Source organism: Roseicella frigidaeris (genome assembly GCF_003258945.1).
In the GTDB taxonomy this organism is placed as follows: Bacteria; Pseudomonadota; Alphaproteobacteria; order Acetobacterales; family Acetobacteraceae; genus Paracraurococcus; species Paracraurococcus frigidaeris.
The window spans coordinates 93,457-112,875 of the sequence record NZ_QLIX01000012.1; the positions used below are offsets into that span (position 1 = coordinate 93,457).

At 72.5% G+C, this 19,419-nt stretch carries 19 protein-coding genes; 15 read left to right on the forward strand and 4 right to left on the reverse strand.

What is annotated here, in order from left to right; all coding sequences use genetic code 11:
- Window positions 1–18: 18 nt before the first annotated feature.
- Genes DOO78_RS16105 through DOO78_RS16160 form a run of 12 tightly spaced genes read left to right on the forward strand, consistent with a single transcriptional unit; the run spans window position 19 to window position 11,700 of the window.
- A complete protein-coding gene (locus tag DOO78_RS16105) occupies window positions 19–678 on the forward strand; it encodes a cytochrome c3 family protein (RefSeq protein ID WP_243634573.1) in 660 nt (219 codons plus the stop codon).
- Window positions 666–3,479 (forward strand): 4Fe-4S dicluster domain-containing protein, encoded by a 2,814-nt coding sequence (locus DOO78_RS16110; RefSeq protein ID WP_111470889.1) that lies wholly within the window; start codon window positions 666–668, stop codon window positions 3,477–3,479. The genes DOO78_RS16105 and DOO78_RS16110 overlap by 13 nt, the downstream gene beginning before the upstream one ends.
- Entirely contained in the window at window positions 3,476–4,825 is a 1,350-nt protein-coding gene (nrfD, locus tag DOO78_RS16115; RefSeq protein WP_111470890.1) for an NrfD/PsrC family molybdoenzyme membrane anchor subunit, read from the forward strand. Before DOO78_RS16110 ends, nrfD begins: the two co-directional genes overlap by 4 nt.
- Window positions 4,822–5,343, forward strand: a complete 522-nt coding sequence (locus DOO78_RS16120; RefSeq protein WP_111470891.1) for a DUF3341 domain-containing protein — start codon at window positions 4,822–4,824, stop codon at window positions 5,341–5,343. The genes nrfD and DOO78_RS16120 overlap by 4 nt, the downstream gene beginning before the upstream one ends.
- Window positions 5,340–5,900 carry a c-type cytochrome gene (locus DOO78_RS16125; protein WP_111470892.1) on the forward strand — a complete coding sequence of 187 codons (561 nt, stop codon included), beginning with the start codon at window positions 5,340–5,342 and terminating at the stop codon, window positions 5,898–5,900. Before DOO78_RS16120 ends, DOO78_RS16125 begins: the two co-directional genes overlap by 4 nt.
- Complete coding sequence (locus DOO78_RS16130; RefSeq protein WP_111470893.1) at window positions 5,897–6,961, forward strand: hypothetical protein; 1,065 nt, start codon at window positions 5,897–5,899, stop codon at window positions 6,959–6,961. The genes DOO78_RS16125 and DOO78_RS16130 overlap by 4 nt, the downstream gene beginning before the upstream one ends.
- Window positions 6,951–7,337, forward strand: coding sequence for a hypothetical protein (locus DOO78_RS16135; RefSeq protein ID WP_111470894.1), 387 nt, complete (start codon window positions 6,951–6,953; stop codon window positions 7,335–7,337). Before DOO78_RS16130 ends, DOO78_RS16135 begins: the two co-directional genes overlap by 11 nt.
- Complete coding sequence (locus DOO78_RS16140; RefSeq protein ID WP_111470895.1) at window positions 7,334–8,077, forward strand: thioredoxin domain-containing protein; 744 nt, start codon at window positions 7,334–7,336, stop codon at window positions 8,075–8,077. The genes DOO78_RS16135 and DOO78_RS16140 overlap by 4 nt, the downstream gene beginning before the upstream one ends.
- Window positions 8,074–9,012, forward strand: a complete 939-nt coding sequence (coxB, locus tag DOO78_RS16145) for a cytochrome c oxidase subunit II (protein ID WP_111470896.1) — start codon at window positions 8,074–8,076, stop codon at window positions 9,010–9,012. The genes DOO78_RS16140 and coxB overlap by 4 nt, the downstream gene beginning before the upstream one ends.
- Complete coding sequence (locus DOO78_RS16150; RefSeq protein WP_111470897.1) at window positions 9,009–10,691, forward strand: cytochrome c oxidase subunit I; 1,683 nt, start codon at window positions 9,009–9,011, stop codon at window positions 10,689–10,691. Before coxB ends, DOO78_RS16150 begins: the two co-directional genes overlap by 4 nt.
- A complete protein-coding gene (locus tag DOO78_RS16155) occupies window positions 10,688–11,329 on the forward strand; it encodes a cytochrome c oxidase subunit 3 (protein ID WP_243634575.1) in 642 nt (213 codons plus the stop codon). Before DOO78_RS16150 ends, DOO78_RS16155 begins: the two co-directional genes overlap by 4 nt.
- A complete protein-coding gene (locus DOO78_RS16160) occupies window positions 11,326–11,700 on the forward strand; it encodes a cytochrome C oxidase subunit IV family protein (protein ID WP_111470898.1) in 375 nt (124 codons plus the stop codon). The genes DOO78_RS16155 and DOO78_RS16160 overlap by 4 nt, the downstream gene beginning before the upstream one ends.
- A 135-nt stretch (window positions 11,701–11,835) precedes the next feature.
- On the opposite strand, the gene DOO78_RS16165 is transcribed toward DOO78_RS16160, so the two are convergent.
- Complete coding sequence (locus DOO78_RS16165; protein WP_111470899.1) at window positions 11,836–13,530, reverse strand: acyl-CoA dehydrogenase family protein; 1,695 nt, start codon at window positions 13,528–13,530, stop codon at window positions 11,836–11,838.
- A 62-nt stretch (window positions 13,531–13,592) separates the two neighbouring features.
- On the opposite strand from DOO78_RS16165, the gene DOO78_RS16170 reads away from it, so the two are divergent.
- Both DOO78_RS16170 and DOO78_RS16175 read left to right on the forward strand, forming a co-directional pair.
- Window positions 13,593–14,639: an SMP-30/gluconolactonase/LRE family protein gene (locus DOO78_RS16170; RefSeq protein WP_111470900.1), complete on the forward strand. Its 1,047-nt coding sequence runs from the start codon at window positions 13,593–13,595 to the stop codon at window positions 14,637–14,639.
- Window positions 14,640–14,707: 68 nt separating this feature from the next.
- Window positions 14,708–15,661 carry an SMP-30/gluconolactonase/LRE family protein gene (locus DOO78_RS16175; protein WP_111470901.1) on the forward strand — a complete coding sequence of 318 codons (954 nt, stop codon included), beginning with the start codon at window positions 14,708–14,710 and terminating at the stop codon, window positions 15,659–15,661.
- A 24-nt stretch (window positions 15,662–15,685) separates the two neighbouring features.
- Here the strand turns inward: DOO78_RS16175 and DOO78_RS16180 are convergent, their stop codons facing one another.
- The 3 genes from DOO78_RS16180 to ispH all read right to left on the reverse strand — a co-directional run bounded on the left by DOO78_RS16180 (window position 15,686) and on the right by ispH (window position 18,862).
- Window positions 15,686–16,447, reverse strand: a complete 762-nt coding sequence (locus tag DOO78_RS16180; RefSeq protein ID WP_111470902.1) for an SDR family NAD(P)-dependent oxidoreductase — start codon at window positions 16,445–16,447, stop codon at window positions 15,686–15,688.
- A gap of 108 nt (window positions 16,448–16,555) precedes the next feature.
- Window positions 16,556–17,737, reverse strand: a complete 1,182-nt coding sequence (gene hpnH / locus DOO78_RS16185; RefSeq protein ID WP_111470903.1) for an adenosyl-hopene transferase HpnH — start codon at window positions 17,735–17,737, stop codon at window positions 16,556–16,558.
- 180 nt (window positions 17,738–17,917) lie between these two features.
- Window positions 17,918–18,862, reverse strand: a complete 945-nt coding sequence (gene ispH / locus DOO78_RS16190; protein WP_111470904.1) for a 4-hydroxy-3-methylbut-2-enyl diphosphate reductase — start codon at window positions 18,860–18,862, stop codon at window positions 17,918–17,920.
- 148 nt (window positions 18,863–19,010) lie between these two features.
- On the opposite strand from ispH, the gene DOO78_RS16195 reads away from it, so the two are divergent.
- Window positions 19,011–19,418 (forward strand): copper resistance CopC family protein, encoded by a 408-nt coding sequence (locus tag DOO78_RS16195; protein ID WP_207802933.1) that lies wholly within the window; start codon window positions 19,011–19,013, stop codon window positions 19,416–19,418.
- Window position 19,419 lies beyond the last annotated feature (1 nt).

Consider the following 19,419-nt stretch of genomic DNA (forward strand, 5'->3'; position numbering starts at 1 on the left):
CGCCCACCGCGCGACGCCTTGCAGGCGCAGCTCTTCCCGCCCTGGGCCACGCTGGTGGCCCGCCTCGCCCTCCTGGCCCTGGTGCTGCTGCCGCTCGGCCTGCTGGGGCTGCTGATGGCCCTGCAATACTCCCCCTATGTCACCGGCCAGGGCATCACGCCCGACCAGCCGGTGCCCTTCAGCCATGAGCATCATGTCGGCGGCCTCGGCCTCGAATGCCGCTACTGCCATGGCGGGGTGGAGGTCTCGCGCTTCGCCGGCCTGCCGCCGACCGAGACCTGCATGACCTGCCATTCCCAGCTCTGGACCAATGCGGCGATGCTCGCGCCGGTGCGACGCAGCCTGGCGGAGGATCGGCCGATCCGCTGGCGGCGGGTGAACAACCTGCCGGACTATGTCTATTTCGATCACAGCGTGCATGTGCGCAACGGCGTCGGCTGCACGAGCTGCCACGGGCCGGTCGACAGCATGCCGCTGATGCGCCAGGCGGCGCCGCTCACCATGGGCTGGTGCCTCGGCTGCCACCGCGACCCGGCGCCGCATCTGCGCCCCGAATCGGAGATCTATGCCGGCCACTGGACGCCGCCCGCGGACCAGGCGGCGCGCGGCGCGGCGCTGATCGGGCATTACGGCATCCGCACCGCGCATCTCACGGATTGCTCGGTATGCCACCGGTGAGCGGCCTCACGCGGCGGCAGGCGGCGCTCGGCCTGATCGGCGCCGCCCTGGCGGGCAACCTCGTCGCCTGCTCGGAGCCGGAGGAGGAGATCCTGCCCTATGTGCGGGCGCCCGAGGGGCTGATCCCCGGCGTCGCGCAGCGCTACGCCACCGCCCTGCCGCTCAACGGCTATGGCCGCGGCGTGCTCTGCACCGCCTTCGAGGGCCGGCCGGTCAAGGTCGAGGGCAATCCGCGGCACCCCGCCAGCCTCGGCGCCACCGACCTCTTCGCCGAGGCGGAGCTGATGCAGCTCTACGACCCCGACCGCTCGCGCAGCCCGCGCCGGCAGGGGCGCATCGCCAGCTGGGAGGGCTTCCTGGCGGAGATCCTGCCGCGGCTCGACACGCTGCGGGCGCGCCAGGGCGAGGGGCTGCGGCTGCTGACCGGGCCGCTCACCTCGCCGACGCTGCTGCGCCTGATCGCCGCCGCGCGCGAGAGCCTGCCGCGCCTGCAATGGCACGCGCATCTGCCGCTGGACGAGGCGAATGCCCGCCGCGGCGCCGCACTGGCCTTCGGGCAGGGGCTCGACCTGCTGCCGGCGCTCGACCGGGCCGCGGTCATCCTCTGCCTCGATGCCGATCCGCTCGGCCCCGGCCCGGACCAGATCCGCCTGTCGCGGGACTTCGCGCAGCGGCGCCAGGCGCGGGCGGGCGGCACGCGCTTCAACCGGCTCTATGCGCTGGAGCCGGCGATGTCGCTGACCGGCGCCAATGCCGACCATCATCTCGCCGTGCCGCCGGCGGCCTTCCACGCCATCATCCCCTGGCTGGCGGCGGAGCTTGGCGCGCCGCTGCCGCGGCCCGAGCTGCCGGAGGCCGAGGCCCGGCTGCTGCGCGCCGCGGCGGCGGATCTGCGGGCGAACCAGGGCGCCGCCCTCCTGCTCGCCGGCGAGGCGCTGGCGCCCGAGCTGCACGCCCTGGTGCATTGGATCAATGCCCGCCTCGCCGCGCCGCTGCGGGCGGTGGCGCCGGTGCGGCCCGGGGCCGCGCCGCTCGCCGATCTCCTCGCCGCGATGCGCGGGGGGGAGGTGGACACGCTGCTCATCCTCGGCAGCAACCCGGCCTATGACGCGCCGGCCGATCTCGATGTCGCCGCGGCGCTGCGGCGCGTGCCCTGCACCGTGCATCACGGCCTGCATGCCGATGAGACGGCCGCCGCCTGCACCTGGCACCTGCCGGCGCCGCATGCGCTGGAGGACTGGGGCGATCTGCGGGCGCGCGACGGCACCGCCAGCATCGTGCAGCCGCTCATCCGGCCGCTCTATGGCAGCCGCTCGCCGGCGACGCTGCTCGGCCTGCTGCTCGGCCAGCCGGACCTCTCGGCGCATGCCGCGGTGCGGGCGAGCTGGCGCGGCGGCCGGACGGAGGCGGAATTCGAGGGCTGGTGGCGGCAGGCCTTGCAGGATGGCGTGGTGCCGGACAGCGCGGCGCCGGCAGTCCCTCTCGGCGAGCCGCGCCTGCCGCCCCTGCCCGCATCGCCGCCTCCGGCCGGGCTGACGCTGCTGCTGCGCCCCGATCCGGCCGTCTGGGACGGCAGCTTCGCCAACAATGCCTGGTTGCAGGAATGCCCGCAGCCGCTGACCCGCCAGGTCTGGGGCAATGCCGCGCGCCTGGCGCCGGCGGATGCGGCGCGGCATGGCGTGGCGGCGGGGGATGTGGTGCGGCTCGACCTCGATGGCCGCAGCCTCGAGGCGACGGCGATGCCGGATGCCGGCGTCGCGGCCGGCGTCGTCGCGCTCAGCCTCGGCCAAGGCCGGCAGCGCGCCGGCGCGATCGGCGACGGCGTCGGCGCGGATGCGTATCGGCTGCGGCACTCCGCGGCGCCCTGGGTGCGGCCGGGGCTGCGCCTGAGCCCGACCGGGCGGCGCGCGCCACCGCTGCTGGCGCAGCAGGAGCAGCGGCTGGAGGGCGAGGCGCGGGCGCTGCTGCCGCTGGTGCCGCTGGCGGCGGTGCAGCAGGCGGGCCCGGCGGCGCCGGCCGCCGCCGAGAGGCCGAGCTTCCTGCCGCCCCAGGCGCCGGGCCCGACGGCCTGGGCGATGGCCATCGACACCACGCTCTGCATCGGCTGCAACGCCTGCATCCTGGCCTGCCAGGCGGAGAACAACATCCCGGTCGTCGGCCCGGAGGAGGTGGCTCGGGGCCGCGACATGCACTGGCTGCGCATCGACACCTATGTGCAGGAGGCGGGCGGCGCCATGCGGCCCGGCTTCCAGCCGGTCCCCTGCATGCAGTGCGAGGCGGCGCCCTGCGAGCCGGTCTGCCCCGTCGCCGCCTCGGTGCATGACAGCGAGGGGCTGAACCTGCAGGTCTACAACCGCTGCATCGGCACCCGCTTCTGCCAGAGCAATTGCCCCTACAAGGTGCGGCGCTTCAACTACTTCGGCTATGCCGACGGGCAGGAATACGCGAACCAGGGCGCGCCTGTCGTGGCCGCGCAGCGCAACCCGGAGGTCTCGGTGCGCGCCCGCGGCGTGATGGAGAAATGCACCTACTGCGTGCAGCGCATCAGCGCCGCGCGGCGGGCGGCGGAGAAGGAGGATCGCGGCCTCGCGCCGGGGGAGGTGGTCACCGCCTGCCAGGCCGCCTGCCCGACCGGCGCCATCCAGTTCGGCAATCTGCGCGAGGCGGAGTCCGGCCCCGCCCGTCTCCGTCGCGAGCCGCACCATTACGCGCTGCTCGGCGAGCTCGGCACGCGGCCGCGCACCACCTATCTCAAGCGGGTGCGCAACCCGAACCCGGCGCTGGAGCCGGATGGCGCATGAGCGCCGCGGCGACCGAGCCCGGCCCGCCCTCGGCCAGCCATGCCGGGGTGATCGGCCTGGTCGCCGATCCGGTGCTGGGGCGCCCGGCCAGCCGGCGCTGGTGGATCGCCTTCCTCCTCGCCGGCCTCGTCACGCTCGGCTTCCTCGGCTGCATCACCTGGGTGCTGGTCGCCGGCATCGGCCTCTACGGCAACAACACCACCGTGGTCTGGGGCTTCCCGATCGCCAACTATGTCTGGTGGATCGGCATCGGCAATGCGGGGACGCTGATCTCCGCCCTGCTGCTGCTGACGCGCCAGCCCTGGCGCGCCGCCATCAACCGCTTCGCCGAGGCGATGACGCTGTTCGCCGCCAGCATCGCCGGCCTCTTCCCGATCCTGCATCTCGGCCGGCCCTACCGCGCCTATTGGCTGGCGCCCTACCCGAACAGCATGGAGCTCTGGCCGCAATGGCGGAGCGCCCTGGTCTGGGATTTCGCGGCCATCGCCAGCTACCTGATCTTCTCCTTCCTCTTCTGGTATCTCGGCCTGATCCCCGACCTCGCCACGCTGCGGGACCGCGCGCGGTCCCGCGGGGCGCGCCTCGCCTATGGGGTGCTGGCCTTCGGCTGGCGCGGCTCGGCGCGGCATTGGCAGCGGCATGACGCGGTCTATCGGGCGATGGCCGCGCTCGCCGTGCCGCTCGTCGTCTCGGTGCATAGCGTGGTCGGGCTCGATTTCGCCGCCAGCCTGATGCCGGGCTGGCAGGAATCGATCTTCCCGCCCTATTTCGTCGTCGGCGCGCTGTTCTCGGGCTTCGCCATGGTGGTGACGCTGGCGGTGATCCTGCGCTGGGGGCTCGGCCTGCAGGCGCTGATCACCGACCGGCATTTCGACGCCATGGGCAAGGTCATCCTCGCCGCCGCCTGGGTGATGAGCCTGTCCTACCTGACCGAGTGGTTCATGGCCTGGTATGGCGGCGACCCCGCCGAACGCGGCGTGCTGCGCTTCCAGTTCACCGGCCCCTATGCCCCGCTCTATGCGGCGATGCTCGCCTGCAACCTGCTGGCGCCGCAGCTCCTCTGGTGGCGGCGGCTGCGCACCAACCTGCCCGTCCTCCTCGGCGTCGCGGTGCTGGTCAATGTCGGCATGTGGCTGGAGCGCATCCTCATCATCTGGAACACGCTCTCGCATGGCTACCTGCCCAGCATGCGGCGCCTCTTCCAGCCGACGCTGTGGGACTGGCTGACGCTTGCCACCTCCTTCGGCCTCTTCGCCCTCCTGTTCCTGTGCTTCGTGCGGCTGCTGCCGGCGGTGGCGATGCATGACGTGAACAAGCAGCGGCACGAGCAGGGAGGGGCGGCATGAGCGCGGCGCCGCTGCTGCTGGCCGAGTTCCGCGACCCGGCGACGCTGCTCGATGCCGCGCGGCGCGCCCGCGACGCCGGCTGGCGGGACATCGACGCGCATGTCCCCTTCGCCATCGAGGGTCTGCCCGAGGCGCTCGGCCTGCCACCGACGCGGCTGCGCCTGGGGATGCTGGGGGGCGGCCTCGCCGGCTTCCTCCTCGCCTATGGCCTGCAATGGTACAGCGCGGTCCTTGCCTATCCGCTCGATTCCGGCGGCAGGCCGCTGCATAGCTGGCCAGCCTTCCTGGTGCCGGCCTTCGAGGCGATGGTGCTCGGCGCCGTCCTCGCCGGGGTGGTCGGCTTCCTCCTCGCCACCGGCCTGCCGCGGCTGCACCATCCGGTCTTCGCCGCGCATGGCTTCGAGCGCGCCAGCCAGGACCGCTTCTTCCTCGCCATCGCCGATCCGGCGGTGGACGCGGCGCGCCTCGCCGCGCTGCTCGACGGGCTCGGGCCGCTCTCGATCCGCGAGGTTGGATGAGGCGCGCGGCGATCCTGCTGCTGCCGCTCGCCCTCCTCGCCTGCCGGCAGGAGATGGCGCAGCAGCGCCGGCTCGCCACCGAGGGGACGTCCACCCTCTGGCCGGACGGCGCGGCGGCGCGCGCCCCGCCGGAGGGCGTCGTCGCCCAGGGCGCGCTGGCGCGCGGCATCCAGGGCGCGCCGGCGCGCGACATCCAAGGCGCGCCGGCACGCGACGCCACCATGCCGCCGGCGGTGACGCCGGCCCTGCTGGCACGCGGGCAGGAACGCTACGGCATCTTCTGCGCCCCCTGCCACGGACCGGCGGGGGATGGCGACGGCATGATTCCCCGCCGCGGCTTCCCGCGCCCGCCGAGCTACCACGAAGCCCGGCTGCGCGCCGCGCCCGCCGCCTATTTCTTCCAGGTCATCAGCCAGGGCTATGGCGTCATGTACAGCTATGCGGCACGGGTGGCGCCGGCGGATCGCTGGGCGATCATCGCCTATGTCCGCGCCCTGCAGCTCGCGCATTCGGTGCCGCTGGCGGCGGTGCCGGATGCGCGGGAGCACCTGCCATGAGCCCGATCGGGCGGCTCGGCGCCGGGGCCGGGCGGCTCTGTCTGGCCGGGCTCGCCGCGGCGGCGCTGCTCGTCGCCTGGGGTCTCGCCGCGCCGCGCCTCGCCCTCGCCGGCCTGCTGGCCGGGCTGCTCTTCTGGCTCGGCATCGCCCTCGGCGCCTATGCCCTGCTGGCGGTGCACGCGCTGACCGGCGGGCGGTGGCTGGCGCCCTGCGCCCCGGTGCTGGCGCCGGCGGCCGCGACCCTGCCGGTCTTCGCCCTTCTCGCGCTGCCGCTGCTGCTGGCGCCGGCCGCAATCTGGCCCTGGGTCGCCGACCCGGCGGCCGCGCCGCAGCCGGATGTGGCGCGCTGGTACCTGAACCTGACCGGCTTCGCCCTGCGCGGCATCCTGGCGCTGGCCGGCTGGAGCCTGTTCGGCCTGCTGCTGGCCGGCCAGGGGCGCGGGCGGCGGCCGGCGCTCGGCGCGGCGGCGCTGATCTTCCATGGCGTCGCGGTGAGCCTGCTCGGCCTCGACTGGGTGCTCTCCCTCGCCCCGGGCTTCCGCTCCACCGCCTTCGGCCTGTGGCTCGGCCTGCTGCAACTCCTCTCGGCGCTGGCGCTCTGCGCGGCGCTGCGGGCGGCACCGGCGGGCGATGCGGGCAAGGCCGGCGACTTGGCCCGGCTGCTGCTGGCCGCGGCGCTCGGCGCCGCCTATCTCGGCTTCGCCCAGTACCTCGTCGCCTGGTACGGCAACCTGCCGGAGAAGGCGGCGTGGTACCTGCAGCGCGCGGCGCTGCCCTGGCGCCCGATCGAGTATGGCGCGCTCGGCCTCGCCGCCATCCTGCCGGTCCTGGCGCTGCTGCCCGCGACGGCCCGCCGCAGCCCGCGCTGCCTGGCCTGGGTGGGCGCCGGCGTGCTCCTCGGGGTGCTGCTGCACATCCTCTGGCTGGTCGGGCCGCCCTTCGGGCCCTGGGCCTCCCTCTCCGGCCTGCTCGGCAGCCTGGCCGTGGGTGGGATCTGGGCCGGCCTCGCCGGCGGCCCCTTCGCCGCCCGGCTGCGCCGGGAGGTGCCGCATGGCGCCTGAGACGCGGCCGACGGCGCGGCGGCAAACGCAGGACATCCGGTCCTGGATCGTGGTCGCGATCGGCCTCGGCACCTTCGGGCTGGTGGCGGCGGTGCTCGGACTCTCCTGGCTCTTCGCGCGGAGCCTGGACCTCGCCGGGCCCAGCGCCCTGCCGCCGACCGCCTTCCCGCCGCCCGCCTTGCAGAGCGATCCGGCCGGCGAGCTGCGCGACTACCAGGCGGCGCAGCGGGCCCGGCTCTCGGCCTATGGCTGGGCGGACCGGGCGGCCGGGCAGGTGCGCATCCCGGTCGCGCGCGCCATGGCCATGATCGCCGCCCGGGGCGCCGCCGCCTACGACCCGCCCGACCCGCCACGCTGGCCGGAGCTGCAACGATGAGGCGGCGGGGCGTCCTGACGCTCGCCGCGCTCGGACCCGCCGCGGCGGCCGGGGCGGAGGCGCCCGTCGCCGAGCCGCCGCCGGGCGCGGCCCTGCCGCTCGATCTCCGCCTGCGCGACGCGGCGGGCCATGGCCTGACCCCGGGCGAGGCGCTGGACGGCCTGCCGGCGCTCTTCGCCTTCGCCGACTACGACTGCGCGGCGCTCTGCGGCACGGCGCTCGGCCTCGCAGCCGCGACCCTGCCGGGCACCGGGCTGCGTCCGGGCCGCGACTACCGGCTGGTGGTGCTCGGCCTCGATCCCGATGACGGCCCGGCCAAGGCGGCGGCGATGCGGCGCGCCTGGCTGGGCGAGGGCACGGCGCTGGCCGAGACCGCGCGCTTCCTGGCCGGCCCGGCGACGGCGCTGGCGCGGGCCGAGGCGGCGCTGGGCTACCGCGCCCTGCGGCAGGGGGATGCGATCCTGCATCCGCTCGCCCTCTTCGCCCTGCGGGCGGATGGCGGGCTGGCGGCCATGCTGCCGGAACTCGGCACGACGCCGGCGGCGCTGCGATCGGCGTTGCAGGCCGCGGCGCGGCCCAACGGGATGGGCGTGATCGAGCGGGTGGAGCTGCTCTGCCAGGGCCTTGCCGCCGGCCATGCCGGGGCCGTGCAGGGCGCGCTGGCCTTCGGCGGCGTCTCGACGCTCGCCCTGCTCGGCGGCGGCCTGCTGCTGTTGCGGCGGCGGGAGCGGCGGGCGTGAGCCGCCTCACGCTCTGGCCGGTCGCGGCCTCCGAGCAGGCGGTGCGCATCGATGCGCTCTTCGCCGGGCTGCTGGTCCTGGCCGGCGTGATCCTGGTGCTGGTGGGCGGCCTGATGCTGGTCTTCTGCGCCCGGTATCGCCGCGGCTCGCGGGCCCGGCGCGGCGAGCTGCCGAAGATCCTGCGCCGCGATGTCGAGATCGGCTGGACGGCGGGGACGCTGTTCCTCGCCCTCTTCCTGTTCTGGTGGGCTAGCAGCCTGGCGCTGCGGGGCAACGAGGCGCCGCCGGACGCCCTCGAGATCCATGTCGTCGCCAAGCAGTGGATGTGGAAGACCCGGCATCCGGGCGGGGCGCGGGAGATCGATGCGCTGCACGTGCCGCGTGGCGAGGCGGTGCGGCTGGTGATGACGGCGCAGGATGTCATCCACAGCTTCTACGTGCCGGCCTTCCGCCTGAAACAGGACGTGCTGCCCGGCCGCTTCACCGAGATGTGGTTCCGGGCGACCCGCACCGGCGCCTACCCGCTGTTCTGCGCCGAATTCTGTGGCACCCAGCATTCGCATATGGGCGGCACGGTGACGGTCATGGAGCCCGAGGACTATGCGCGCTGGGTCGCCGCCCAGCCGCAGGAGCAGGACCTGCCCGGGGAGGGCGCGGCCCTCTTCACGGCGCTCGGCTGCGCCGGCTGCCACGCGCCCTCGGCGGCGGTGCATGCGCCGCGGCTCGAAGGCCTCTATGGCCGCCCGGTGCAACTGGCCGACGGGCAACGGGTGCAGGCCGACGCGGCCTATCTGCGGGATTCGATCCTGCAGCCGAAGCGGGCGGTGGTGGCGGGCTACGAGCCGATCATGCCCGCCTTCGAGGGGCTGGTGGACGAGGCGGACCTGCAGCGGCTCGTCGCCTACATCCAATCCCTCGGGGAGGCACGGCGATGAGCGAGGCCCTGGTGCAACGTGACATCCCCGATGCGCCGGCGCCCGGGGAGAGCTACCTGACGGCCGGGACCGGCCTCGCCTCCTGGCTGCTGACCACCGATCACAAGCGGATCGCCCTGCTCTACATGGCGGCGATCACCTTCTTCTTCTTCCTCGGCGGCGCCGGCGCGGTGGCGATGCGGATCGAGCTGTTCACGCCGCAGGCCGACCTGCTCTCGGACGATGCCTACAACCGCGCCTTCACCTTCCATGGCGTGCTCATGGTGTGGTTCTTCCTGCTGCCCTCGATCCCGAACATCCTCGGCAATTTCCTGCTGCCGCTGATGATCGGGGCGCAGGACCTCGCCTTCCCGCGCCTGAACCTGCTGAGCTGGTACATCTTCATCACCGCCGGCGGGCTGGCAATCTATACGCTGCTCGCCGGCGGGGTCGATACGGGCTGGACCTTCTACACGCCGCTCTCGACCGCCTTCGCCAACGGGCATGTCCTGGCGGCGGCGGCGGCCGTGTTCATCGCCGGCTTCTCGACCATCGCCACCGCCGTCAACTTCATCGCCACCGTGCACCTGCTGCGGGCGCCGGGCATGACCTGGTTCCGCCTGCCGCTCTTCGTCTGGGCGATCTACGCGACCAGCATCGTCATGGTGCTGGCGACGCCGGTGCTGGCCATGGTGCTGCTGCTGATCTTCGCCGAGCGGGCCTTCGGCATCCCGATCTTCGACCCGCTGCGCGGCGGCGACCCGATCCTGTTCCAGCACCTGTTCTGGTTCTACAGCCACCCCGCCGTCTACATCATGGTCCTGCCGTCCTTCGGGGTGATCTCGGAGTTGATCGCCTGCTACGCGCGGCGCCGGGTCTTCGGCTATTCCTTCATGGTCTACGCCATCCTCTGGATCGCGCTGGTCGGCTTCCTGGTCTGGGGGCACCACATGTTCGTCTCCGGCCAGTCGATGCTGGCCAACCTCGCCTTCTCCTTCCTCTCCTTCGTCGTCGCCGTGCCCTCGGCGATCAAGGTCTTCAACTGGACCGCCACGCTCTATCGCGGCCAGATCATCTTCGACGCGCCGATGATCTATGCGCTCGGCTTCGTCGGCCTGTTCACCATCGGCGGGCTGACCGGCCTGTTCCTGGCCTCGATCCCGGTCGACGTGCACGTGACGGACACCTATTTCGTCGTCGCGCATTTCCACTACATCATGGTCGGCGGCGCGGTCTCGGCGCTCTATGGCGGGCTGGCCTTCTGGTGGCCGAAGATCACCGGCCGGCTCTACCCGGAGGGCTGGGCCCGCTTCGCCGCGGTGATGATGTTCTTCGGCTTCAGCTTCACCTTCTTCCCCATGTTCGTCATGGGCTTCCTCGGCATGCCGCGGCGCTACCATGTCTATGTGCCGGAGTTCCAGGTCTGGCACGTGCTCGCCTCGTCCGGTGCCGTCGTGCTCGCCGCCGCCTACCTGCTGCCCATGGGCTACTTCGCCTGGTCGCTGGTCTGGGGAAAGCGCGCCACGGCCAATCCCTGGGAGGCGACGGGCCTCGAATGGCAGACCGCCTCGCCGCCGCCGGCGGAGAATTTCGCCACCCCGCCGGTCGTGACGCAGGCCCCCTACGACTACCACCCCGAGCATTCTGGCCCGCCGGCCATCGAGCGGGCGGCGCAGCGCCCGCAGGGGCACCAGCCTTGAGCGCCGTCGCCATGCCGGCGACGGCGCTGCGCAAGCCATGGCGCAGCCTGCGGCGGCAGCGCGAGGCGGCCGGCTTCGGCCTCTGGGTCTTCCTCGGCAGCGAGGTGATGTTCTTCGCCTGCGCGCTGACCGGCTATGCGGTGTACCGCACGCTCTGGAACGCGGATTTCCTCGCCGCGGCGCGCGAGACGAACGTGGTCTACGGCACGCTCAACACCGCGATCCTGCTGACGAGCAGCCTGACCATGGCCGTGGCGGCGGAAGGGGCACGGGCCGGGCTGCGGCGCCTGACGCTGGCCTGCCTCGCCGCCACCATCGCCTTCGGGCTCGCCTTCCTCGTCGTCAAGGGCTTCGAGTACCGCGAGGACATTGAGAGGCACCTCCTCCCCGGGCCGGGCTTCGCCCTGCCGGCGCCGGCGGCGCAGATCTTCTTCGCCTTCTACTGGCTGCTGACGGGCGTGCATGCGCTGCACATGACGATCGGCCTCGGCGTCACCGCCACGCTGCTCTGGCAGGCCTGGCGACGCAGCCGCCCGTTGCGCAGCCCCGCCTTCGAGGTGGCGGGCCTCTACTGGCATTTCGTCGATATCGTCTGGATCTTCCTCTATCCCCTGCTCTACCTCGCGGGGCGGGCATGAGCGGCCTCGGCGAGGCGGCGCCGACCGGGGCGGCGGCGATCTGGCGGGGGCGGCTGGCGGTCTGGGCCGCGCTGCTGGCGCTGCTCGGCGCGACCCTGGCCCTTGCCTATGTCCCGCTGGGGCGCTTCGGCCTCGTCGTCGCGCTCGGGATCGCGGCGGCCAAGGCGCTGCTGGTCGTCCTGCTGTTCATGCATCTCCGCAAGCCGGACCCGCTGCTCCGTCTCACCGCCTTCGCCTCGCTGGTCTTCGTCGCCTTCCTGCTGACCCTGACCTTCGCCGACGTGCTGACCCGGGCGGCGCCGACACAGCCTGGCACCGTGCTGCCGCGGAGCGGCCCCGACCTGCCGGCAACGGGGCAGCGCGCCTTTTGATACCGCGCGCAGGACGGTTCCACCGGCCTGCGTCTCAAACGCCGGGCGCCCGTGGGCCCCTTGGCGGCGAATTCCGCGGCTGCTGCCTCGAGGATGCGCCGGCGCGGGGCGAGGGGCCGGCGCCGTCCATCGGCGTCAGGCGAGGGCCTTGGCCAGCAGCGCCTCCGGCACCGGCTCATCCGCCTCGGCCAGCGGGTCGCGCGGCAGCACCCGGTGTCGCAGCACCAGCCGCGCCAGCGCCAGCCGCTCCGCATCCTCGAGCCGCTCCGCCTCCCAGGCCATCGCCGCGGCGCTGGTCAGGTGGTACAGCGCGCTCGCGGCCTGCCGCGCCAGGGCCGGGTTCTCCTGCGCCCGCGCAGCGAGCGCTGCCGCCCGATCGAAGAGCGGCAGCGCCTCCGGCAGACGCGCGCCATTGCCGAGCAGCGTCGCCACATGCGCCCGCAGCACCGGCAGCGAGCCCTCGCGCTGCGCCGCTCGCAGCACATCGAGGGCCACGATGTTGCTCGTCCCCTCCCAGATGCTGCCGAGATGGCTGTCGCGCAGCAGCCGCGGATCGGGCCATTCCTCGATGTAGCCGCAGCCGCCGCGGACCTCCATGGCGTCGCCCGTCACCTTGCGGGCGTCGCGGCAGGCGCGGAACTTCAGCAGCGGCGTCAGGATGCGCAGCAGCGCATAGGCGCCCTCCTCGCCGGCATCGCTGCGCCGCAGCGCCTCGGCCGCCTGGAAGACCATGCTGCGCGCCTGCTCCATCGGCAGGATCAGCTTGAGGAGCTGGCGGCGCATCAGCGGCATCTCGATCAGCCGCTTGCCGAAGGCGATGCGGTGGCGGGCGACGACCATCGCCTCGGTCACCGCCCGGCGCATCAACCCGGCGGCGCGCATGCCGTTGGAGAGGCGCGAGGCATTGACCATATCGGCCATCTGCTTGAAGCCGGCCTCCGGATCGCCGACCAGGAAGGCCGTCGCGCCCTCCAGCCGCACCTCGCCCGAGGCCATGCTCTTGGTGCCGAGCTTGTCCTTCAGCCGCACGATCCGATAGGCGTTGGGGCTGCCATCGGGCCGCTCCCGCGGCAGCAGGAAGAGCGAGACGCCGCGCAGCCCGGCGGGCCCGCCCCGGCGCCGCGCCAGCACCAGCGCCATGCCGGCATCCGCATTGCTGCAGAACCACTTGTCGCCGGTGAGGCGCCAGGTGCCGTCCGCCGCCTCCTCGGCCAGCACCGCGGTCGCCGCGATGTCGGAGCCCGCGCCCTGCTCCGTCATGAACATCGCGCCCTGGCGCAGCGCATCCAGGTCGGTCTCGGTCAGGGCCGGCAGGTAGCGCGCGACCAGCGCCGGGTCGCCGAAGCGGCGCAGCGTGCGGGCCAGCGCATCGGTCATGGAGAGCGGGCAGCAGAGCCCGAATTCCGCCTGCACGAACAGATAGGTGAGCGCGTATTTGGCGGCCGGCGGCATCGGCGCCGGCCAGCCCAGCACGCCGCCGCGATGCGACATGGCGGCAAGCCCATAATCGCCGAAGGCCACCTGCTCCAGGGCGCGATAGGCGGGATGGTAGTCGATGGATTGCGCATCCTCGCCGCGGCGGGTGCGATGGCGCAGCACCGGCGGGTTGCGGTCGGCAATGCCGGCGAGCTCATCCAGCCTGCCGCCGGCCAGCGCGCCCATGCGGTCGAGATGCGGCGCGAGATGCGCGACGAGATCGGGCGGCAGGTAGAGGCCGAGGAGCGGCGCCGCCCAGGGATCGGCGCGGTAGAGGTTCAGGCCGTGGCTGTCCGGCACGGCCTCGGCCCCGACGGGCGGCGCGGTGGGCGGTTCTGTTGCGCGGATATGCATGACCGGTATCCTCCCGAGGCCCGGCAAGGTAGCGCCGGACCGGGCCCTTGGGGAGGAACGCCATGCACCCGACATCCCGCCGCGGCCTGCTGGCCGCCGCCGGGGCGGTCGCCGCCGCGCCCGTCGCCGCCCGCCCCCTCCGGCCGGAGGGGCCGCACCCGCCGCGGGTGGCGGCCGCCTGGGAGCCGACCGAGCGCTACCCCGATCCGCGCGTGCAGGTCCTTGACCCCTCCTTCGTCCGGTACCGGTTGTTCAACGCCGCGGTGGAGCGGCTCTGGACCGGCAACTCCCGCTGGAACGAGGGGCCGGTCTGGTTCGGCGATGCCCGCTGCGTCATCTGGAGCGACATCCCCAACGACCGCATGCTGCGCTGGAGCGAGACCACCGGACGGGTGGACGAGTTCCGTAAGCCCTCGGGCCATTCCAACGGCAACACCCGCGACCGCCAGGGCCGGCTCGTCACCTGCGAGCATGCGGGGCGCCGCGTCTCCCGCACCGAATGGGATGGCCGGGTCGTCACCCTCTGCGACAGCTACCAGGGCAAGCGGCTGAACAGCCCGAACGACGTGGTGGTGAAATCGGATGGCAGCATCTGGTTCACCGACCCGCCCTTCGGCATCCTCGGCGAGTACGAGGGCGACCGCGCTACGCCCGAGCTGCCGACCAACGTCTACCGCATCGACGGCCAGAGCGGCGCCGTCACCGTCGTCGCGGGCGACGTCAACCGCCCGAACGGGATCGCCTTCAGCCCGGACGAGAGCAAGCTCTACATCGCCGAGAACGGCGTCATGCCGCGCGTCATCCGCGTCTTCGACGTGGTGGACGGCACCAGGCTCGCCAATGGCCGCGCCTTCTTCACCTGCGAGCCGACGGACACGCCGGACGGCTTCCGCGTGGATGCCGACGGCAATCTCTGGTGCGGCTGGGGCATGGGCGAGGGGCTGGACGGGGTGCGCGTGCTGAACCCGGCGGGCAAGCCGATCGGCTTCATCAGCCTGCCGGAACGCTGCCCCAACCTCTGCTTCGGCGGCGCCAAGCGGAACCGGCTCTTCATGGTCACCGGCCGCGCGCTCTATGGCCTCTATGTCGGCGTCTCCGGCGCGGCCTGAAGAGGTAGGCCGCTTGACCGTCCGCGCCGGCCCGGCAGGATTGCCGGGCAAGCGGAGAGGAACGCCCGATGCCCACCACGCCCCCCTGGACGCCCAGCGAACGCTATCCGGATCCCGCGATCGAGGCGCTCGATCCGGCCTTCAAGAAGCACCATCTGGCGCTCTCGGCGGTGGAGCGGCTCTGGACCGGCAGCCGTTGGGGGGAGGGGCCGGTCTGGCTCGGCGACGTGCGCTGCCTGCTCTGGTCCGACATCCCGAACAACCGGGTGCTGAAATGGGAGGAGGAGACGGGCGCCGTCTCCATCTGGCGCAAGCCCTCCAACAACGCCAATGGCCATACCCGCGACCGGCAGGGCCGCATCATCGCCTGCGAGCATGAGGGGCGGCGCGTGGTGCGCTTCGAGTATGACGGCAGCATCACCGTCATCGCCGACCGCTACCAGGGCAAGCGGCTGAACAGCCCGAACGACGTGGTGGTGAAATCGGATGGCAGCATCTGGTTCACCGACCCGCCCTTCGGCACCTATGCCTTCTACGAGGGCCTCAAGGTGGAGGCCGAGCTGCCGCACACCCATGTCTACCGCGTCGACGGCCAGAGCGGCGAGATCACGCTCGTCGCCGACGACATCGACCACCCGAACGGCCTCGCCTTCAGCCCCGACGAAAGCATCCTCTACATCATCGAGAGCCGCAGCGATCCGCGCAACATCCTCGCCTTCGACGTCGCGGGCGGGAAGACCCTGACGAAACGGCGGGTCTTCTACGGCTGCAAGCCGGGCGAGACGCCGGACGGCTTCCGCGTCGACATCGACGGCAATCTCTGGTGCGGCTGGGGCATGACGCCGGACTATGACGGCATCCGCGTGCTCGACCGCGGCGGCACGCCGATCGGGCATGTCCACCTGCCGGAGCGCTGCGCCAATGTCTGCTTCGGCGGCCGCCATCGCAACCGGCTGTTCATGGCGGCGGCGCAGTCGCTCTACGCGCTCTACGTCAACACCCAGGGGGCGCCGGGCGGGTAAGGCCGCCCGCCCGGCCCGCCGGGGCTACATCTTCTTGCCGGTGGTCCAGCCGCCATCCACGGTGAGGACGCTGCCGGTCATGAAGCCGTTCTCCTCGGCGCCGAGGAAGAGGATGGCGCGGGCGATGTCGGCCGGCTCGCCCCAGCGGTTCATTGCGTGGATGCCGCGGATCGTCGCCGACATCTCCGGGTCCTGGAAATAGCGCTCCGTCATCGGGGTGCGGATGACGCCGGGCGCGACGGCATTCACCCGGATGCCCTTCTCGCCGAGCTCGAGCGCCATCTCCTTGGTCAGCCCAACCACGCCGTGCTTGGAGGCGACATAGGCGGCACGGTTCGGCGCCGCCATGATGCCGAGCGTCGAGGCGAGGTTGACGATCTGCCCGGTCCTGCCGGCCGCGATCAGCCGCCGCGCGAAGGCCTGGCTCGGCAGGAAGGTGCCGGTCAGGTTCACGGCGATCACCCGCTGCCATTCCTCCGGCGAGAGGTCGAGCACCGAGACGATCTCGCGGATGCCGGCGGAGTTCACCAGCAGGTCGAGGCGCCCGAGCGTGGTCTCGGCGCCCTCGACGAAGGCGGTCACCGAGGCCGGGTCGGTGACGTCGATGGCGAAGCCCTGCGCCTCGCCTCCGGCCTCGCGGATCTCGGCCGCCACCGCCTCGGCGCGCGCTTGGTCGAGATCGCCGACCGCGACGCGGGCGCCCTCCGCCGCCGCCATGCGGCAGACCTGCCGGCCGATGCCGCTGCCGCCGCCCGTGACCAGCACGGCGCGATCCTGATACCGCATGCGTCTTTCCTCCCGGATCATCCTGTCCGGGGGCATTCTGGGGCCTTCCGGCGGTGGCCGAGAAGGGGTGCGGCCGGCCGATCGACGCCGCAGCCCGGCCCGGCCGACCTATTCGGCCGCGACCGCCGGCGACTCGCCCGAGCCGCCATGCTTGGCGCCGCGCTTCGCGCTCTTGGGCGGCTCGTGCGCCATCTCGTCCATCGCCTTCTGGACATGCCGGCTGAAGACGTATTCCGCCGGGCGTTGCCGCGTGAGGTCGATCTCGGGCGCCATCTCGCCATCCGTGCGCGGGCCGCGCATCTGCACCGCCAGCGCCTTCCAGGGCCGCTTCACGGCATCGACCACCGCCGTCGCCTCGAAGCCGCTATGGACCATGCAATCGGCGCATTTCTCGTAATTGCCGGTGCCGTACTTGTCCCAGTCGGTGGTGTCCATCAACTCGCGGTAGGTCTTCGCATAGCCTTCGCCGAGCAGGTAGCAGGGGCGCTGCCAGCCGAAGACGTTGCGCGTCGGGTTGCCCCAGGGCGTGCAGTGGTAGCTCTGGTTGCCGGCCAGGAAATCGAGGAAGAGCGGGCTGTTGCCCATCTTCCAGCCCTTGCCCTGGCCGCGCGCGAAGATGCCGCGGAACAGCTCCTTGGTCTTGCGGCGGTTGAGGAAGTGCTGCTGGTCCGGCGCCCGCTCATAGGCATAGCCGGGCGAGACCATGATGGCGTCCACGCCCATGGCGGTGACGTCGTCGAAGAAGCGCGCCATGCGCTCCGGCTCGGCATTGTTGAAGAGGGTGGCGTTGATGGCGACGCGGAAGCCCTTCTCCTTCGCCAGCTTCAGCGCCTTCACCGCGCGGTCGTAGACGCCCTTCTGGCTCACCGCCCAGTCGTGCTGCTCGCGATCGCCATCCAGGTGGATGTCCCAGGTGAAGCGCGGATGCGGCTTGTACTGCTCGAGCCGCTTCTCCAGCAGCAGGGCATTGGTGCAGAGGATGATGATCTTGCCGCGCGCCAGGATCTTCTCGACGATCTCCGGCATCTCCTTGTGCAGCAGCGGCTCGCCGCCGGCGATGGCGACGACCGGGGCGCCGCACTCGTCGACCGCCTGCAGGCACTCCTCCACCGAGAGGCGCCGGTTCAGGATCGGGTCGGGATAGTCGATCTTGCCGCAGCCGGCGCAGGCCAGGTTGCACTTGAACAGCGGCTCCAGCATCAGGACCAACGGGTAGCGTTTCCGCCCGGCCAGATGCTGTCTCAGGATATAGGCGCCGACCTTGATCTGCTGCCGCAGCGGGATACCCATACGCCTTCCACTCCTCCTCGGGCGGCGCGCCGTGCCTGCGGCGCGACCTTCCCGCGATCCTGCACCACCCATGGCATACCGCCCGTGGCCGGAACCAGACCGATCCAGGCAGGGCAGGGTCGCGCCTGACGGCGGCCTGGCTGCCGGATCCCTCGCTCATCCCCGCGCGCCGACCCTGCCTCAGGAGGCGGCGCTCGCCTCCGGCTCCAGCAGGGCCGCCGGCAGCTTGAACTGCACATCCTCGACGATGCCGGGCATGGTCGAGACCTCGACCGGGCCGCGCCGGGCGATGGCCGCGATCACATCCTGCACCAGGGCCTCCGGAGCGGACGCCCCGGCCGTGATCCCTATCGTCTCCGCCCCCTGCAGCCATTCCGGCCGCAGCGCCGCCGCGTCCGGGATCAGATGGCAGGCGATGCCCTGTTCCGCCCCGATTTCGCGCAGCCTGTTGGAATTGGAACTATTGGCCGCGCCGACAACCAGCAGCAGGTCGACCAGGCGCGCCAACTCGCGCACCGCCGCCTGGCGGTTCTGCGTGGCGTAGCAGATATCGCGCGTGTCGGGGCCCTGGATGTCGCGGAAGCGCCGGCGCAGCGCCTCGATCGTCGCGCGCGTGTCATCGACGGAAAGCGTGGTCTGCGTGACATAGGCGACCGGCCGGTCGGGCGGGATGGGCAGTCGCCCGACCTCGTCGGCCGAGGCGACGAGATGGACCTCGCCGCGAATCTGGCCGAGCGTGCCCTCCACCTCCGGATGCCCGGCATGGCCGATGAGGATGACCGTCCGCCCCGCCGCCACGTAGCGCCGGCCCTCGCTGTGCACCTTCGAAACGAGAGGGCAGGTCGCGTCCAGCACCGGCAGGCGGCGGGCGGCCGCATCCGCTTCCACGGCGCGGGAGACGCCATGGGCGGAGAAGACGGTCACCGCGCCGGGGGGCACCTCGTCCAGGTCCTCGACGAAACGAGCGCCCTTCGCCTCAAGCGATTCAACGACGCGACGATTGTGAACGATCTCGTGCCGAACATAGACGGGCCGGCCATATCGTTGCAGGGCACGTTCGACGATATCCACGGCTCTGACGACGCCGGCGCAGAAGCCCCTGGGCTGCGCCAGTAGAATGCGCATCTCCTCGCCCCCGTATAGATGCGCCCCTTTAATGCCATGGCGTCCCGGAAGGTACATGCGGGCATCTTGCACCGCGCGAATTTTGCTGCACCTTGCGGCGCCCTTGCAACCGGGGGAGGCAGCAGCCCTTCCCGAGGAGGTCTCCAGCGTGACTTCGCCCGTGTTCGCGGCTCTTTCCAGCCGGCGTCTGCTGCTCGGCCTCCTTGCCCTGCCCCTGCTCTGGCCCCTGCTCCGGCCCGGCGCCGCCGCTGCCCATGCGGTGGTGGTCACCTCCGAGCCGGCGGCGGGATCGACCCTCGCCGCCCTGCCGAAACGCATCGCGATCCACTTCAACAGCCGGATCGACCATGCCCGCAGCCGGTTGCTGCTGGTCGGGCCGGACGGGTCGCAGCGCCCGCTCCCGCTGGCGACGGAGACGGAACCGACCTTGCTCGAGGCGGTGCCGGAGCCTGTCCCCACGCCTGCCCCGGGCGCCTGGCGCCTCCGCTGGCAGGTGCTGGCGGTGGATGGGCACATCACCCGCGGCGACATCCCCTTCACCCTTCAGTCGCGCTGAG

What these genes read in the sequence shown, in the direction of transcription:
- DOO78_RS16160 (WP_111470898.1), top strand. Translation starts at nt 11,326, where the DNA reads ATGAGCGGCCTCGGCGAGGCGGCGCCGACCGGGGCGGCGGCGATCTGG.
- DOO78_RS16170 (WP_111470900.1), top strand. Translation starts at nt 13,593, where the DNA reads ATGCACCCGACATCCCGCCGCGGCCTGCTGGCCGCCGCCGGGGCGGTC.
- DOO78_RS16135 (WP_111470894.1), top strand. Translation starts at nt 6,951, where the DNA reads ATGGCGCCTGAGACGCGGCCGACGGCGCGGCGGCAAACGCAGGACATC.
- DOO78_RS16180 (WP_111470902.1), bottom strand. Translation starts at nt 16,447, where the DNA reads ATGCGGTATCAGGATCGCGCCGTGCTGGTCACGGGCGGCGGCAGCGGC.
- DOO78_RS16150 (WP_111470897.1), top strand. Translation starts at nt 9,009, where the DNA reads ATGAGCGAGGCCCTGGTGCAACGTGACATCCCCGATGCGCCGGCGCCC.
- ispH (WP_111470904.1), bottom strand. Translation starts at nt 18,862, where the DNA reads ATGCGCATTCTACTGGCGCAGCCCAGGGGCTTCTGCGCCGGCGTCGTC.
- DOO78_RS16140 (WP_111470895.1), top strand. Translation starts at nt 7,334, where the DNA reads ATGAGGCGGCGGGGCGTCCTGACGCTCGCCGCGCTCGGACCCGCCGCG.
- DOO78_RS16125 (WP_111470892.1), top strand. Translation starts at nt 5,340, where the DNA reads ATGAGGCGCGCGGCGATCCTGCTGCTGCCGCTCGCCCTCCTCGCCTGC.
- nrfD (WP_111470890.1), top strand. Translation starts at nt 3,476, where the DNA reads ATGAGCGCCGCGGCGACCGAGCCCGGCCCGCCCTCGGCCAGCCATGCC.
- DOO78_RS16165 (WP_111470899.1), bottom strand. Translation starts at nt 13,530, where the DNA reads ATGCATATCCGCGCAACAGAACCGCCCACCGCGCCGCCCGTCGGGGCC.
- DOO78_RS16130 (WP_111470893.1), top strand. Translation starts at nt 5,897, where the DNA reads ATGAGCCCGATCGGGCGGCTCGGCGCCGGGGCCGGGCGGCTCTGTCTG.
- DOO78_RS16120 (WP_111470891.1), top strand. Translation starts at nt 4,822, where the DNA reads ATGAGCGCGGCGCCGCTGCTGCTGGCCGAGTTCCGCGACCCGGCGACG.
- hpnH (WP_111470903.1), bottom strand. Translation starts at nt 17,737, where the DNA reads ATGGGTATCCCGCTGCGGCAGCAGATCAAGGTCGGCGCCTATATCCTG.
- DOO78_RS16175 (WP_111470901.1), top strand. Translation starts at nt 14,708, where the DNA reads ATGCCCACCACGCCCCCCTGGACGCCCAGCGAACGCTATCCGGATCCC.
- DOO78_RS16110 (WP_111470889.1), top strand. Translation starts at nt 666, where the DNA reads ATGCCACCGGTGAGCGGCCTCACGCGGCGGCAGGCGGCGCTCGGCCTG.